At 65.9% G+C, this 15,557-nt stretch carries 18 protein-coding genes; 9 read left to right on the top strand and 9 right to left on the bottom strand.

Annotated elements, in window-relative coordinates; translation table 11 throughout:
- Positions 1 to 98: 98 nt before the first annotated feature.
- The 4 genes from INR38_RS07335 to INR38_RS07320 form a co-directional block, all read right to left on the bottom strand.
- Positions 99 to 1,109, bottom strand: coding sequence for an NAD(P)H-dependent glycerol-3-phosphate dehydrogenase (locus INR38_RS07335; protein WP_207442792.1), 1,011 nt, complete (start codon positions 1,107 to 1,109; stop codon positions 99 to 101).
- Positions 1,110 to 1,229: 120 nt separating this feature from the next.
- A complete protein-coding gene (gene secB, locus INR38_RS07330; RefSeq protein ID WP_013803924.1) occupies positions 1,230 to 1,685 on the bottom strand; it encodes a protein-export chaperone SecB in 456 nt (151 codons plus the stop codon).
- Between the two features lie 129 nt (positions 1,686 to 1,814).
- The gene (grxC, locus tag INR38_RS07325; protein WP_034390758.1) at positions 1,815 to 2,072 is read right to left on the bottom strand and encodes a glutaredoxin 3; all 258 of its coding nucleotides are present in this window, start codon (positions 2,070 to 2,072) and stop codon (positions 1,815 to 1,817) included.
- 88 nt (positions 2,073 to 2,160) lie between these two features.
- Entirely contained in the window at positions 2,161 to 2,568 is a 408-nt protein-coding gene (locus INR38_RS07320; protein ID WP_013803926.1) for a rhodanese-like domain-containing protein, read from the bottom strand.
- Positions 2,569 to 2,666: 98 nt separating this feature from the next.
- On the opposite strand from INR38_RS07320, the gene gpmA reads away from it, so the two are divergent.
- From gpmA to INR38_RS07300, 4 genes are all read left to right on the top strand, one after another.
- Entirely contained in the window at positions 2,667 to 3,410 is a 744-nt protein-coding gene (gene gpmA, locus INR38_RS07315; protein WP_012203740.1) for a 2,3-diphosphoglycerate-dependent phosphoglycerate mutase, read from the top strand.
- 121 nt (positions 3,411 to 3,531) lie between these two features.
- Complete coding sequence (locus INR38_RS07310) at positions 3,532 to 4,968, top strand: S41 family peptidase (RefSeq protein WP_013803927.1); 1,437 nt, start codon at positions 3,532 to 3,534, stop codon at positions 4,966 to 4,968.
- A 76-nt stretch (positions 4,969 to 5,044) separates the two neighbouring features.
- Complete coding sequence (locus tag INR38_RS07305) at positions 5,045 to 5,797, top strand: HesA/MoeB/ThiF family protein (protein WP_012203738.1); 753 nt, start codon at positions 5,045 to 5,047, stop codon at positions 5,795 to 5,797.
- A gap of 119 nt (positions 5,798 to 5,916) precedes the next feature.
- Positions 5,917 to 6,315 (top strand): response regulator, encoded by a 399-nt coding sequence (locus INR38_RS07300; RefSeq protein ID WP_013803928.1) that lies wholly within the window; start codon positions 5,917 to 5,919, stop codon positions 6,313 to 6,315.
- 88 nt (positions 6,316 to 6,403) lie between these two features.
- Here INR38_RS07300 and INR38_RS07295 read toward each other — a convergent pair whose 3' ends face one another.
- On the bottom strand, positions 6,404 to 7,036 hold the full coding sequence (locus tag INR38_RS07295) for a response regulator transcription factor (protein WP_012203736.1): 633 nt from the start codon (positions 7,034 to 7,036) through the stop codon (positions 6,404 to 6,406).
- A gap of 143 nt (positions 7,037 to 7,179) precedes the next feature.
- Here INR38_RS07295 and INR38_RS07290 point away from each other — a divergent pair, with 143 nt between their 5' ends.
- From INR38_RS07290 to INR38_RS07270, 5 genes are all read left to right on the top strand, one after another.
- Complete coding sequence (locus tag INR38_RS07290; RefSeq protein ID WP_013803929.1) at positions 7,180 to 8,559, top strand: CHASE3 domain-containing protein; 1,380 nt, start codon at positions 7,180 to 7,182, stop codon at positions 8,557 to 8,559.
- A gap of 360 nt (positions 8,560 to 8,919) precedes the next feature.
- Positions 8,920 to 9,081, top strand: coding sequence for a DUF1328 domain-containing protein (locus tag INR38_RS07285; RefSeq protein WP_013803930.1), 162 nt, complete (start codon positions 8,920 to 8,922; stop codon positions 9,079 to 9,081).
- 111 nt (positions 9,082 to 9,192) lie between these two features.
- Complete coding sequence (locus tag INR38_RS07280; RefSeq protein WP_013803931.1) at positions 9,193 to 9,582, top strand: hypothetical protein; 390 nt, start codon at positions 9,193 to 9,195, stop codon at positions 9,580 to 9,582.
- 72 nt (positions 9,583 to 9,654) lie between these two features.
- Positions 9,655 to 9,975: a BON domain-containing protein gene (locus INR38_RS07275; RefSeq protein WP_013803932.1), complete on the top strand. Its 321-nt coding sequence runs from the start codon at positions 9,655 to 9,657 to the stop codon at positions 9,973 to 9,975.
- A gap of 172 nt (positions 9,976 to 10,147) precedes the next feature.
- Positions 10,148 to 11,269, top strand: coding sequence for a putative zinc-binding peptidase (locus INR38_RS07270; RefSeq protein WP_065346171.1), 1,122 nt, complete (start codon positions 10,148 to 10,150; stop codon positions 11,267 to 11,269).
- A 78-nt stretch (positions 11,270 to 11,347) separates the two neighbouring features.
- Here the strand turns inward: INR38_RS07270 and coaD are convergent, their stop codons facing one another.
- The 4 genes from coaD to INR38_RS07250 all read right to left on the bottom strand — a co-directional run bounded on the left by coaD (position 11,348) and on the right by INR38_RS07250 (position 15,553).
- Positions 11,348 to 11,848 (bottom strand): pantetheine-phosphate adenylyltransferase, encoded by a 501-nt coding sequence (gene coaD, locus INR38_RS07265; protein WP_013803934.1) that lies wholly within the window; start codon positions 11,846 to 11,848, stop codon positions 11,348 to 11,350.
- A gap of 131 nt (positions 11,849 to 11,979) precedes the next feature.
- Positions 11,980 to 12,690: a 16S rRNA (guanine(966)-N(2))-methyltransferase RsmD gene (rsmD, locus tag INR38_RS07260; protein ID WP_012203729.1), complete on the bottom strand. Its 711-nt coding sequence runs from the start codon at positions 12,688 to 12,690 to the stop codon at positions 11,980 to 11,982.
- Positions 12,687 to 14,048, bottom strand: coding sequence for a pitrilysin family protein (locus INR38_RS07255; protein ID WP_207442793.1), 1,362 nt, complete (start codon positions 14,046 to 14,048; stop codon positions 12,687 to 12,689). Before INR38_RS07255 ends, rsmD begins: the two co-directional genes overlap by 4 nt.
- A 26-nt stretch (positions 14,049 to 14,074) precedes the next feature.
- Positions 14,075 to 15,553, bottom strand: coding sequence for a pitrilysin family protein (locus INR38_RS07250; protein WP_202758630.1), 1,479 nt, complete (start codon positions 15,551 to 15,553; stop codon positions 14,075 to 14,077).
- Positions 15,554 to 15,557: the final 4 nt, after the last annotated feature.

Below are 15,557 nucleotides of genomic sequence, written 5' to 3'. Positions count from 1 at the left end.
GCCGGGCCGCCCCAAGATGAAAAGCGGCCCCCTCGGGGAGCAGTGGACCTTGCGCAGCAAGGGAAGCGTGTGGGCCATTTTTCATGGACACCGAAGAATCACTCGCCGCGCGGATCGCGCGCCATCAGGTGCTGCACGGCCTCGGCCGCCTGCAGCCGGCCATCCAGCAGCTCGACCACGGTTTCGGTGATGGGCATCTCCACATTCAGCAGCCGCGCGCGCGCCAGCACGGTGCGTGCGCTGTACACGCCCTCGGCCACATGGCCCAGCGAGGCCACGGCCTGCTCAAGCGTGCGGCCCTGGGCCAGCAGCAGGCCCACCTTGCGGTTGCGCGACAGGTCGCCCGTGGCCGTCAGCACCAGATCGCCCAGGCCGGACAGGCCCATGAAGGTCTCGGTGCGCGCGCCCAGGGCCAGGCCCAAACGCGTCATCTCGGCCAGGCCGCGCGTGATCAGTGCGGCGCGGGCGTTCAGGCCCAGCTGCAGGCCGTCGCACAGGCCGGTGGCAATGGCCAGCACGTTCTTCACGGCGCCGCCCACCTCCACGCCCACGATGTCGGCATTGGCATAGACGCGCATGGCGCCGCCGTGGAAGGCGGCCACCAGGGCGTCATTGACCTGGGCATGGCGGCTGGCCGCCACCAGGGCCGTGGGCTGGTGGCGTGCCACCTCGGCCGCAAAGCTGGGGCCGCTGAGCACGCCGCACAGCAGATCGGGCGCCACCTCGGCGCAGACCTCGTGGGCCATCAGTCCATGGGCCGCGGCCGAAGCGCCTGCGGGCACGGCCTCGAAGCCCTTGCACAGCCAGGCCACGGGTGCGGGCACATGCTGCAGCCGGCCCAGCCATTCGCGCAGGGCAGCCATGGGCGTGCCGATCACGATCAGGTCGGCGGCCGCCAGATGGCCGTCGATCTCGCCATGCACCACCTGCAGCGCGGCAGGCAGCGCCACGCCCGGCAGGTAGCGTGCGTTCTCGCCGCTGCCGTGCATGGCCTGCGCCTGGGCGGCGTCGCGCGCCCAAAGGGTCACGACATGCCCGTCACCGCGCGAGGCCGCGCTCATCGCCAGCGCCGTGCCCCAGGCGCCTGCGCCAATCACCACAATGTTCATATCTGCTCGACGTTGAAGAAGCGACGTTGATGAAAAAAAGAGGCCCTCGGGCCTCTTTTCTTGTACCACAGCGATGCGACGCGCCTGGGCGCAAATCACATCGTCCGGGAATGGACCGGCTTACTGCGGCAGCGAGTTGCCGTCCGCCTGGGCGGCTGCCTGCTGCTGCTCGTACATGGCCTGGAAGTTGATCTCGGCCAGGTGCACGGGCGGGAAGCCGGCGCGCGTGACCACGTCAGCCACGTTGCCGCGCAGGTAGGGATAGATGATCTGGGGGCAGGCAATGCCGATCACGCCACCCATCTGGTCTTCGGGCACGTTGCGGATCTCGAAGATGCCGGCCTGCTTGGCCTCGACCAGGAAAACGGTCTTGTCCTGGATCTTGGTCTGCACGGTGGCGGTCACGGCCACTTCGTAGATGCCTTCGGCCACGGGAGTCGCCTCGACGCCAAGCTGGATGTCCACACTGGGCTGCTCCTGCTCCAGCAGGATGGCGGGCGAATTGGGCTGCTCCAGCGACAGGTCCTTGAGGTAGACGCGCTGGATCTGGAAGACGGGAGTGTCCTGTTCGGCCATGGAATCAGTCTTTCTGGGCAAAAAACCCTGGTGCGGTGACCAGGGCATCAAAAAAATCACCAACAAAATGCCCGCTGCCAAGAGCTTGCGCAGCGGGCACCTGGGCCAGCATTATGCAGTGCCCGTGTTTCAGCTTTGCAGCAGAGGCACCAGACCGCCGTCGGCGTCCAGCGCCATCAGGTCGTCGCAGCCGCCCACATGGTGGTCGCCGATGAAGATCTGGGGCACCGTGCGGCGGCCCGTGCTCTGCATCATCACGTCGCGCGCGGCCGGATCGGTGTCGATGCGGATCTCTTCGATCTGCTCCACGCCCTTGGACTTGAGGATCTGCTTGGCCCGGATGCAATAGGGGCAGACAGCGGTGGTGTACATCTTCACGGCTTGCATGTGCGTCTTTCTTCGAGTTTGCGGCGTGCCGCCGGCTGGCGCCCGGGGCGCGGAGCAGCGGCTTCCATCGCCGTCAGATGGGGGCGCCTCAGGCCTTTTCAACCGGCATGCCGGCATCGCGCCAGGCCTTCAGGCCACCGGCCAGGGCCTGGGCCTTTTCGTAGCCCAGCTTCTTCGCAATGCCTTCGGCACGGGAGGCGCGGTTGCCCTTGGTGCAGATCAGCACCAGCGGCAGCGCCTTGTTCTTCACGGTGGTGGGCAGCTTTTCCTCGAACTGACTCAGCGGCACATTCTTGGCGCCGTTGGCATGGGCGGCCGCGTACTCTTCGGGCTCGCAGACATCGATGACCACGGCCTTTTGGCGGTTGATCAGTTGCACGGCCTGCGCCGCCGTCAGCGAGCCGCCGCCTGCGCCGCGCACCAGGGGCAGCAGCAGCATCACGCCGGAAGCCAGCGCGATCAGGATCAAATACCAGTTATCGATGATGAATTTCACGTCATTCCTTGGGTTGGCAAACCTGTCAATTCTAGAATGCTGGCTTTTGCCCCCGCGACAGCCCAGCTTTGTCGCATCGAGAGACTTAGAAAGCCGCCATGTACAAGCTCGTGCTGATCCGCCACGGTGAATCCACCTGGAACCTCGAAAACCGCTTCACCGGCTGGACCGATGTGGACCTGACCGCCACCGGCGTCGAACAGGCCAAGAACGCCGGCCGCCTGCTCAAGGCCGAGGGCTATGACTTCGACCTGGCCTACACCAGCGTGCTCAAGCGCGCCACGCGCACGCTGTGGCACACGCTGGACGAAATGGACCGCACCTGGCTGCCCGTGCAGCACAGCTGGCGCCTGAACGAGCGCCACTACGGCGGCCTGCAGGGCCTGAACAAGGCGGACATGGCCAAGCAGTACGGAGACGCCCAGGTGCTGGTGTGGCGCCGCAGCTACGACACGCCCCCGCCGGCCCTGGAGCCGCAAGACCCGCGCAGCGAGCGCAGCGACGTGCGCTACGCACAGCTGGACCCCAGCCAGGTGCCGCTGACCGAATGCCTGAAGGACACGGTGGCCCGCGTACTGCCGTTCTGGAACGAGTCCATCGCGCCCGCCATCCTGTCCGGCAAGCGCGTCGTGGTCGCGGCCCACGGCAACTCCATCCGCGCGCTGATCAAATACCTGGACGGCATCTCGGATGACGCCATCGTCGGCGTCAACGTGCCCAATGGCATTCCGCTGGTCTATGAGCTGGATGCCAATCTCAAGCCCATTCGCCACTATTACCTGGGCGATGCAGAAGCTGCCGCCAAGGCTGCAGCCGCCGTGGCCGCACAGGGCAAGGCCTGAGCCGGGCCCGCTTGAGGTGAGCGCCTGCTGCGGAAATTGCGCTTGCTGCGCCGTTTTTAGGGAACCACGCGGGCGCTTGCCTTTCCAAGCGGGTGTATATTGACGCGGTTAAAGGGGTGATATGGGCCAGAAAATCAAAATTGCCGGCTGGGTTTCCGTAGGCGTAATCGCCGGAGCACTGACCACGGTTTCCTTGCAGACCGTGGCCCGCGGTGCCATGACCCCGCTGCCGCTGGAGGAAATCCAGCAGCTGTCCGCCGTCTTCGGCCTGATCAAGACCGACTATGTCGAGTCGGTCGATGACAAGAAGTTGATCACCGATGCCATCTCCGGCATGGTGTCCAGCCTCGATCCGCATTCGCAGTACTTCGACAAGAAGTCCTACAAGGAATTCCGCGAGGGCACCTCGGGCCGCTTCGTCGGCGTGGGCATCGAGATCACGCAGGAAGACGGCCTGATCAAGGTCGTCTCGCCCATCGAAGGCTCCCCCGCCTTCCGCGCCGGCCTCAAGACAGGCGACCTGATCACCAAGATCGACGACACGGCCGTCAAGGGCCTGTCGCTCAACGACGCCGTCAAGCGCATGCGCGGCGAGCCCAACACCAAGGTGCAGCTGACCATCCTGCGCAAGGATGAAAGCCGCAGCTTCCCCGTGACCATCACGCGCGAGGAAATCAAGACGCAGTCCGTCAAGGGCAAGGTGATCGAGCCAGGCTACGGCTGGATCCGCCTGAGCCAGTTCCAGGAACGCACGGTGGACGACTTCGTGCGCAAGGTCGAGGAACTGTACAAGCAGGACCCCAACATGAAGGGCCTGGTGCTGGACCTGCGCAACGACCCGGGCGGCCTGCTGGACGCTGCCGTCGCCATCTCGGCAGCCTTCCTGCCGCCGGATGTGACCGTGGTCTCCACCAACGGCCAACTGGCCGAGAGCAAGGAAACCTACAAGGCATCGCCCAGCTTCTATGCCCGCCGCGGCATGGGAGACCCGCTGCAGCGCCTGCCCGCCTCGCTCAAGAAGCTGCCGCTGGTGGTCCTGGTCAACGAAGGCTCGGCCTCGGCCAGCGAGATCGTGGCCGGCGCACTGCAGGACCACAAGCGCGCCATCATCATGGGCAGCCAGACCTTCGGCAAGGGCTCCGTGCAGACCGTGCGCCCCCTGGGCCCCGATACGGGCCTGAAGCTGACCACGGCGCGCTACTACACGCCCAGCGGCAAGTCCATCCAGGCCAAGGGCATCGTGCCCGACGTGATGGTGGATGAGACGCCCGAAGGTGACCTGTTCGCCGCCCTGCGCATGCGTGAGGCCGACCTGGAAAAGCACCTGTCCAGCGGACAGGGTGCCGAGGTCAAGGACGAGGTGCGCGAGAAGGCCCGCGAGGAAGCCCGCAAGCGCCTGGAAGAGGAAGCCAAGAAGCCGCCGGCCGAGCGCCGCCTGCCCGAGTTCGGCACCGAAAAGGACTTCCAGCTGCAGCAGGCTCTCAACCGCCTCAAGGGCCAGCCCGTCATGGTCAGCAAGACCCTGACCGAGCGCGAGCCCGAGAAGAAGGAAAACTGACAGCGCGGCGCGGACCGGGTCCGCGCCTGCACCAAGCCGGGCCTTGCGCCCGGCTTTTTCACGTCTGGAGACGCGAATGAACGACGATCAACTGCTGCGCTACTCGCGCCACATCCTTCTCGACGAAATCGGCATCGAAGGCCAGGAGCGCATCCTGGCGGCGCATGTGCTCATCATCGGCGCAGGCGGCCTGGGCGCGCCCGCCGCGCTGTACCTGGGCTCGGCCGGCATAGGCCGCATCACCCTGGTGGACGACGATGCGGTGGACATGACCAACCTGCAGCGCCAGATCGCCCACACCACGGATCGCGTGGGCCAGCCCAAGGTGGAATCCATACGCACGGCCGTGCACGCCATCAACCCCGGCATCCGCATCGACTGCCGCCAGCAGCGCGCCGACGACGCGCTGCTCGACGAGCTCGTGCCGCAGGCCAGCCTGGTGCTGGACTGCACGGACAACTACCGCACGCGCCACATGATCAACGCGGCCTGCGTGCGGCACAAGGTGCCCCTGGTGGCGGGGGCGGCCATCCGGCTGGACGGCCAGCTCATGGTCATGGACCCGCGCGACGAGAACTGCGCCTGCTATGCCTGCGTGTTCCCGCCCGATGCGCAGTTCGAGGAAGTGCAGTGCTCGACCATGGGCGTCTTCGCGCCCGTGGTGGGCGTCATGGGCACGCTGCAGGCGGCGGAAGCCCTCAAGCTGATCGCGGGATTTGGCACGCCTGCAACAAACCGCCTGACCATGTTCGACAGCCGCAGCCTGGATTGGAGTAGCATGCAAACCACTCGTGTACCGGAATGTCCCGTTTGCGGTAACAAGGCGTAGGAATCGGCTGACCTCCACGCCGATCCCTCACTGGCACAATCGCCCGCTGTCGCGCAGGACAATGGAGGCCGGGCTCCACCGGACTCCGATTGCCATCCGCGTCCCTATTGGATACAGCCGTGAAATTGCGCACCTATCTTGTTGAAGACAACCCTACGATCCGCGAGAACCTGATCGCCACGCTCGAAGAACTGGCCGATGTCGAGGCCGTGGGCATCGCGGAGACGGAGAGCGCGGGGACGGACTGGCTTCAGCAGAACCCCGACGCATGGGATCTCGCCATCGTCGACCTGTTCCTGCGCCAGGGCAGCGGCCTGGGTGTGCTCACCGCCTGCCGCGAGCGCCAGCCGCACCAGAAGATCGTGGTGCTCAGCAACTACGCCACACCAGACATCCGCAGCCGCTGTGCCCAGCTCGGCGTGGATGCAGTCTTCGACAAGTCCAATGAAATCGACGCACTCATGGACTATTGCATGAATATCGATGCGGCGTCACTCAACCAACTCAAAACAGCCTGAACCCAAAGCACTGCATTTGATTTTTCACCAAAGAAAAAGGCTGCACGACTTGATAATCGTGCAGCCCGTATTTTCTATTGACTGAAAATCAATCGATCAGCCTGTTCTTCAGTGCGTAATACGTCAGATCGCTGTTGGAAGACAATCCCATTTTCTCCATGAGTCGCGTGCGATAGGTGCTGACCGTCTTTACGCTCAGTGAAAGCGACTTTGCAATATCACCTGCGGTTTCGCCACGCGCGAGCTTGAGGAAGACCTGGAACTCACGCTCGGACAGCTGTTCATGGGCTGGCGCGTCATCCTTGCGGTTGAGCTGCTGGGCAAGCAGGTCGGCCACGGCGGGCGTCAGGTAGCGGCGGCCCAGGGCCACGGTGCGGATCGCTTCGGCAATCTCCTGGGGATCGCATTCCTTGTTCAGGTAGCCGCTGGCGCCTTGGCGGATCAGGTTGATCGCGTAGTGCTCCTCGGGATAGCCGCTCAGGATCAGGATGCCCATGTCCGGCGCCTTGGCGCGCAGCATGGCCAGCGCGTCGATACCGCTTTGGCCCGGCATGGACAGGTCCATCAACAGCACGTCGATCTCGTGGGCACGCACCAGATCGATGGCCTCGCGGCCATTGGCGGCCTCACCGACTACACGCAGGTCCACGTGTTCCGAGAGAAACTGACGCAGGCCCGAGCGCACAATTGCATGGTCGTCCACAATGCCAATTCTGATCATGAATACCTCTTTTTCGGGGGACCAGCGGGATCGCTGGTCGTGCAAACAATATATGGTAACGGCCGGCGCAGGAACTGCCCCGGCAGCCGATAACACGAATTATGCAGAATATCGGCGAAGATCTTGTAGGTGAGAGGATGCTTATGCGTTGGATAAATTTCCGAAGAATTGCGATCAGCCTGGCATTCGCCATCGTCGCGGCCGTGCTGCTGGTGAGCATTAACGAGGCCAGCTACAAGCGCTCCACCAAGGCGCTGGAGGCCATGACCCAGACCCAGAACACCCGCTCGGAGATCAGCCAGCTGCTGCGGCTGATGCTGGATGCGGAGACCGGCCTGCGCGGCTACCTACTCACGGGCGAGGAGCGCTACCTGGAGCCCTACAGCAAGGCGATCACGGCCATCAACTACAACATGGACGAGCTGCGCCAGATCTTCATCTACGACCCGCAGGAGCTGGCGATCTTCACGCCGCTGGCGCGCCAGGTCGAACGCAAGATGAGCGAGATGGAACTCAGCCTGCGCCTGTACCGCCAGGGCAACGAGGAGGCCTGGCGCTTCGTCATGTTCACCGACGTGGGCATGGAGAACATGGACGCCATCCGCGACTACACGGGCAAGCTGCTGTCAGGCATAGACCAGCGCTCGGCCAAGAACCTGCAGGACATCGAGCACACGCTGTCGCTGTCACGCATAGGCATCGCCACGGTCACGGCCCTGGGCGTGCTGGGCTTCTTCATGTACCTGCGCCAGGCCCACGCGCTGCAGCAGGCCCACCAGCGCGAGCAGGAGATCCAGCGCGACGAGCGCAACCGCCTCGAAGCACTGGTGCGCGAGCGCACGGCCACGCTGACGGAGCTGGCCAACCACTTGCAGCAGGTGCGCGAGGACGAGCGCGGACACCTGGCGCGCGAACTGCACGACGAGCTGGGCTCGCTGCTGACGGCGGCCAAGCTCGACGTGGCGCGCCTCAAATCCAAGATCGACCTCAGCGCGCCGGACGTGGGCGAACGCGTCAGCCATCTGGTGGAGACGCTCAACAGCGGCATCGCCCTCAAGCGCCGCATCATCGAGGACCTGCGCCCCTCCTCCCTGTCCAACCTGGGCCTGACGACGGCGCTGGAAATCCTGGCGCGCGAGTTCGGCGAGCGCAGCGGCATCGAAGTCACGGCCAACCTGGAGCAGGTGGAGCTGCCGGAATCCACCCAACTCACGGTCTACCGCATCGTCCAGGAGTCGCTGACCAACATCGGCAAATATGCCAAGGCCAGCCATGTCCTGGTCTCCGTGCACAACTATCCGACCTATGTGACGGTGCAGATCCAGGACGACGGCGAAGGCTTCGAGACCTCGGCCATGCGCCCCAACTCCCACGGGCTGGCCGGCATGCGCCACCGCGTGGAGGCCGCAGGCGGCCGCCTGACCGTCTCGTCCGAACTGGGCAAGGGCACGGCGATCTCCGCCGTCATCCCGCTGGCGCCCATTTCCACGGACAAAAGCGCCGGTACGGTCGCCACCGCCTGAAGCGGCAGCACCCGCCATGCAAAAGCCCCTGCGCGCCCACGCGCCAGGGGCTTTTTTCATCGCCGGGCCGCCCCAAGATGAAAAGCAGCCCCCTCGGGGGGCAGCGGACCTTGCGCAGCAAGGGTAGCGTGGGGGCCATTTTCCATGCGCGCCCCCGAATGGCCGCAGCCAGCGGCGGCTACAAGCCCTGTGCAGCCGGAGCATTCCTACATCACCCCCCCGCCTAACCCTGACGCCATGCCACGCCGGCCACCGTCAGATACACCTTTGGCGGCTCAGTACAGTCGAACCCATGCAAACAGCACTTGGCCCATCCGCCCCGTGCCGTTTCTTGGAAACGAACAACCCAAGGAGTTTTACATGCTGCACTACGCCATCGTGTTCTTCGTCATCGCCCTGGTAGCCGCCATATTCGGTTTTGGTGGTATTGCGGCAGGTGCTGTAGGCATCGCCAAGATCCTGTTCTATATTTTCGTGATCATGGCTGTCGTCACCTTTGTGATGAGCCTGATCAAGAAGTAGCGGCGGCGCCGCCTTCAGCCCCCTGCCAGCCCAAGCCCGCTTACCGCGGGCAGCCAGCCCGGCAGCCCGACCGCCTTTCGCATTCATGCCAGTTTTGAGGAGATAGAACCAATGAGCCAAGCCGAGAAAGCCGTGAACAAAGCCGCCGATACCGCCAAGGACGTTGCCCAGGATGTCGCGGATGCCGCCAAGGAAGCCGTCAACACCACACGCCGCACTGCAGCGAATGCGCTGGACAAGGCCGAGGAAGGTGTCCAGTCCATCGAGCGTGAACTGAACCCCGTCATTGATGACCTCGCAGCACGTGCCCAGGAACTGGCCACACGCGGCATCAACTTCTGCGCCGACAGCTCCGACCGCGCCCGCCGCCAGCTGCAATCGGCCACGGAAGCCACCACGCGCTACGTCATCGAGCAGCCTGGCCGCTCCATCCTGCTGGCTGCAGCCACGGGCGCTGCCCTGGCCACCGCGTTCTTCATGAGTTCCCGCTCGCGCAAGTGAGCTGCCGCCGAGTCCCCTGAGTTCCCTCGAGTCCCGTTACTCTCAATCTTCTTGTCCAGGAAAGAACTGATCATGCAAAAGTACACCCGTGCCATCGCTTTCGCTCTCGTCGCCGGTGCCACCGTGCTCGGTACCACCGCCTGCTCCGTGGCCCGCGACCAGCAGTCCGTGGGTTCGTATGTGGATGACGCCGGCATCACCACGGCCGTGAAGGCCAAGATGGCAGAGGACAAGAGTGTCTCGGCCACTTCCATCAGCGTCGAGACCCTGAACGGCACGGTGCAGCTGTCGGGCTTTGCCAAGTCCGAATCGGAAAAGGCCCGCGCCGCCGAGATCGCCCGCACCACCAAGAACGTGCGTGAAGTGCGCAACAGCATCGTGGTTCGTCCCTGATGCAGGCCCCTGCGGGGGCTGATCCAAGTACAAGGCCGGAGACTTCCGGCCTTTTTTCATCCAGGGCTCCAACTGCCGCACGGTCCGCCGCGAGGATTGCCGACCATTGCAGCCGACGGCAGGTACGACCCCTTTCCACCGTGCGCCGGACATACGGCGTAAAGTGACCGACATGCGAGTCTTCAACTGCGATGCCTGTGGCCACCCGGTCTTCTTCGACAGCGTTCAATGCGTGCACTGCGGCGCCACCCTGGCCTTCCTGCCCGAGCGACTGCATGTGGCCTGCCTGCGCCCGGTTTCCGGCACGCGGGACAGCGTGCTGTGGGAGAGCCTGTCCTCGCTGACGAGCGGCAAGCCGCCAGGCCGGCTCTACAAGATGTGCAGCCACCGGGGTCCCGTGGGACAGTGCAACTTCGCCCTGCCCGCAGACGATCCCCATGCGCTGTGCGAGTCCTGCCGCCAGACACGCTGGCTGCCCGATCTGTCAGACCCGTCCAATGCGCTGCGCTGGACCCGGATCGAGGCCGCCAAGCGCCAGCTGTTCTACACGCTGGCCCGCCTGGGCCTGGGTCCACGGCCTGGAGAGGATGGGCCGCGCTTCGAGCTGCTGGCCGACCTGCCGGGGCAGGCGCCCGTGATGACCGGCCATGCCAACGGCACCATCACGCTGAACGTGGTGGAGGCCGACGATGCCGAGCGTGCCCGGCGCCGCCAGGCCCTGCACGAGCCCTACCGCACGCTGGTGGGCCATCTGCGCCATGAATCCGGCCACTTCTTCTGGGACAGGCTGGTGGTGGGCGCGGGCCGTATCGAGGAATTCCGCCGCCTGTTCGGCGACGAGCGCCAGGACTATGGCCAGGCCCTGCAGAACTACTATGCGCGCGACCCGATGGATGAGCAGTGGCGCGACAACTTCGTCAGCGCCTATGCCACCTCCCACCCGTGGGAAGACTGGGCCGAAAGCTGGGCCCATTACCTGCACATGGTGGATCTGCTGGAGACTGCGGCCAGCTATGGCACCTGCATCACCATGCCTGGAGGCTCAGGGACAAGTACAGGCTCGGTCGCGCAGCCGGCGCTGTGCGTGCAGGACCCTTTCGCGGTCCATGCACAGCCGGACTTCGGCACCATGCTGGACCAGTGGGTGCCGCTGACGCTGCTGACCAACAGCCTCAACCGCAGCCTGGGCCATGGCGATGCCTATCCGTTCGCCCTTTCGGCCGGGGCCAGGCGCAAGCTGGAATTCGTGCACGCCGCCGTGAATGCGAGCGCCACGCGGCAGGCTGCCTTCTAAGAAGGAACTGCGAGAGGGTCCTGGCCGCCCTTGCCGGGCCTCAGGACAGCCAGGCGGTCAGGGCATCAGGGCGTGCGATCACGATCCACGATTGGCCTGTACCTTCTGCAGAAGGCGGGTACGCACGCTGGGAGAGACGAACTTGTCGATCTCGCCATCCAGCGTGGCGATCTCGCGCACGAAGGTGCTGCTGATGAACTGGTAGCGGTCGCTGGGCGTGAGGAAGACGGTCTCCACCTCGGGCATCAGCGTGCGGTTCATGCCGGCGAGCTGGAACTCGTAGTCGAAGTCGGTGACCGCACGCAGGCCGCGCACCATGGCCTTGCCGCCGCGCTCGACCACGAAGTCGCGCAGCAGGCCATGAAAGCTCTCGACCTGGACATGGGGATAGATGGACACGGCCTCGCGCACCATCTGCATGCGCTCCTCAAGATTGAACATGGTCTTCTTGTGGTGGCCCGCCGCCACGGCGACGATGACGTGGCTGAACAGCTGGGTCGCGCGGCGCACCACGTCTTCATGACCCAGCGTGATCGGATCGAAAGTTCCGGGATAGACGGCAATCACGTCGTGGCTCATGGCGGTCGCTTTCATTGGCTGCGCGTGCCCTGTCCGGCACGGATGGCGCATTATGCATTGCGCTGCAGCATGGCCGGTCGGCTGTGCGACAGCCGCGCTCCTGCCAGGGAACGCGGCCGCCGCAGCGCCCTTTACTCGTCCTGCGGTGCCTTGCGCAACAGGTGGGCGTGGACGGCGCCCGCCTTCAGATGGCGGAACAGCTGCAGGCCACCGGCCTCGGCCAGTTGCTCCTCGGTCCAGGCCTGGGGCGCCTCCAGATAGACATAGCCCGTGGCGGACACCGCCTGCGCGGCGGCCTTCAGCGCAGGCTCGAACAGATCGGCATGGTCGAAGGGCGGATCGATCAGCACCAGGTCCAGCGTGCCCGGCGCCACCTGGCGCAGGCAGCCGATGCCATCGCCGCGCAGCACGCGCACGGACTGGGCGTCCAGGCGCTCGCGCAGGCGCTGCAACTGCTGGACCAGGGTGGCGTCCTGCTCGTTCATCAGCACATTGGTCGCGCCACGCGATGCGGCCTCGAAGCCCAGCGCGCCAGTGCCCGCGAAGGCATCCAGGCAATGCCAGCCCGTCAGGTCCTGGCCCAGCCAGTTGAACAGGGTCTCGCGCACGCGATCCGGCGTGGGCCGCAGGCCCGGGTGCTGCGCCACGGGCAGCCGCGTGCGGCGCCATTGGCCACCGATGATGCGGACCTCGCCTGCGCCCACCGGCGCCGGCCGTCCGGCTTTCGCCTTGGCGGCAGCAGGCGCTGCGGCAGCTGCCTTGGGTGCTGCGGCCTCGGCCGTGGCCTTTTCCAGCCAGCGCTTGCCGGCAGGGGTATGAATTTTGATGCTGTTGCGGCTCATTGTTTGCCTCCCACGACGACGGTCACCATGCGCTCGGGCTGCAGCATGCGCTGCATGGCCTCGCGCACATCACGCACGGTGAGCGCCTGCACGCGCTCGGTCCAGTGCTCCAGGTAGTCCAGCGGCAAGCCGTTCCAGGCGATGTTGGACACATTGCCCAGCAGCTTGCGGTTGCTGTCGATGCGCAGCGCAAAGCCGCCGATCAGATTGTCCTTGGCGGCCTTGAGCTCCTTCTCGGTCGGGCCTTCGGCCACGAAGCGGCGCAGCGTGTCCTGCGACACCTTCAGGGCCTCGGCTGCCTGGTCGGGGCGCGTCTGCAGGGCGATCGTGAAGGCGCCTGCGTCCAGGCCCGGCGAGAAATCGCTGTAGACGCTGTAGCTCAGGCCGCGCTTTTCGCGCACTTCCTCGGTCAGCCGCGAGGTGAAGCCGCCGCCGCCCAGGATGTGGTTGCCCACCAGTACGGCCATGAAGTCCGGGCTGTTGCGTGCAATGCCGGGCTGGGCGATCAGCACCTGCGCCTGGGCCGAGGCGAAGGGGATGTTCTCGTTGACCGGCGCCTTGAGCGCCTGCACCTTGGGCACGTCGGGCAGGGGCGCGCAGGCACTGGCGTCCTGGCCCTGCGCCGCCTGCAGCGGAGCCAGCAGTTGCTGCACCAGCTGATCGGCCTGCTCGCGGCTGACGGCACCGACGATGCTGACCTTGGCGCGGCAGGCCGCGATCAGGCGGCGGTGGAAGGACTGCATGTCGGACAGGTCGATGTGCGCGAGGCTCTCGCCCGTGGCGCGCGCACCGTAGGGATGGGTGCCGAACACGCCCTGGCTCAGGGCCTTGCCGGCCACCGTGCCGGGGCGCGTGTCCGATTCCTTGATGGCCGCGGTCCAGCGCTCGCGCTCGCGCAGCCACACGTCCTGCGGCCAGCTGGGGTTGGCGATCTGGCGCGCCGCCAGCGCCACGGCGCGCTGCAGCAGCGCAGGCTCGGTCAGGGAGCGCAGCCCGTAGCTGAAGCTGTCGCGGCCCGCCTGCGCGCCAAAGCTGGCACCCAGATCGGCCCAGGCCTGGCCCAGGCCGTTCTCGTCCAGCGCAGGCGCATCGCCCTGGGCGGTCACACCCTTGGAGGCCATCAGCGCCACGGCGCTGGCCAGGCCGACCTGGCGGGCGGGATCGCGCCGGCTGCCGGCATCGAAGTCCATCTGCACATCGACCATGGGAATGCCCGGGCTGTCCACCAGCCAGACCTGCGCCCCGCTGGGCTGGGTCCAGTGCTGGATGGGCAGCAGGGCCCATGCGGACGTGGCACCGAAGCCCAGGCCCACGCCTGCCAGCACCGTGCTGGCCACCATTTTTTTCATGTTCTTCATCTTCACTCCAGCGTGCTTCGGGGGCATCAATGCAGGGGTCCGCCGATGCCGGCACCCGCATCGGGGCGACGGGGCTTGCCGCCTTCGGGCAGCGGTTGCGGCACCAGGGTGCCCACCGTGAGCTGGTCATCGCCAAAGTACTTGGCAGCCACACGCTTGACGTCATCGGGCGTGATGGTGCGCAGCTGGGTCAGCAGCTGGTCTTCCGCATCCAGCGGCATGCCCTGTATCCAGTAATTGCCCAGGCTCTGGGCCTGGCCCATGACCGAATCGCGCTCGTAGACATTGGAGGCCATCCACTGCGTCTTCACGCGCTCCAGCTCGGCAGGCTCCACGCCATCCTTGGCAACCTTGGCCACTTCGGCGCGCAACGCCGCCTCGACCTCGGCGGCGGTCTTGCCCGTGGCGGGCACGCCCGTCAGCATGAACAGGCCGGGGCCGCGGCTCATGAGGGACATGGAGCTGCCCGCGCCGTCGGCCACGCGGCCTTCGCCCTGGACCAGGGCCCGCTCCAGGCGGGCGCCGTCATAGCCGTCCAGCACGGCCGACAGAACCAGCAGCGCCAGCGCATCCCGGTCATCGGCCTGCAGGTCGCTGACGCGCGTCAGCGAGGGCGCGCGGAAGGCCAGGGCCACCAGGGCCTGCTCGGCCGGCTGCTTGACCTCGATGCGGCGGATGCCGATCTGCGCGGGCTCGGTGCGCGGCTTGCGCACCGGCAGGGCGCGTGCGGGAATGCTGCCGTAGTACTTCTCGGCCCAGGCGCGGACCTTGGCCACGTCCACATCGCCGGCAATGACGATGGTGGCATTGCCGGGCACATACCAGCGGCCATGAAAGTCGCGCACGTCGCCGGGCGTCAGCGCGTCCAGGTCGCTCATCCAGCCGATCACGGGGCGGTGGTAGGGCGAGGCCACGAAGGTCGCCGCCATCAGCTGCTCCATGAGCACGGCACGCGGCTGGTCCTCGGTGCGCATGCGGCGCTCTTCCTTGATGACCTCGATCTCTTTCTTGAACTCGCTGTCGGGCCAGTGGTTGTTGGCGAAGCGGTCGGATTCGAGCTTCATCACGTCTTCCAGGCGGCTGGACGGAATCTGCTGGTAGTAGCCCGTGTAGTCGCGGCTGGTGAAGGCGTTTTCCTGGCCGCCCAGCGCGGCCACGCGGCGCGAGAACTCGCCGGGAGCCACCTTGCGCGATCCCTTGAACATCATGTGTTCGAGCGCGTGGGCCACGCCCGAGGTGCCATCGACTTCGTCCACGGAGCCCACGCGCACCCAGACCATGTGCACGGCCGTAGGCGCGCGCCGGTCGGGCTGCACGATGAGCTGCATGCCGTTCTTCAAGGTGAATTGCTGTGCCGAAGTGGCGGTGCGCGTGCCGCCGGCGGCCTGGCTGGCCACCGTCTGCAGCAGCGATGAAGGGATGGAAGAGGATGCATCCGGGGCTGCCAAAGCAGCCCCGGTGCCCATGCAGGCCATTAAGCCCAGGAGGGTGAGTGCATGTTTCATAGAA

Source organism: Delftia sp. SD018, from assembly GCF_017355445.1.
Lineage (GTDB): Bacteria > Pseudomonadota > Gammaproteobacteria > Burkholderiales > Burkholderiaceae_C > Comamonas > Comamonas acidovorans.
The sequence above is the reverse complement of the archived record's forward strand: the minus strand, read 5'-3'. Positions and strand labels throughout refer to the sequence as shown.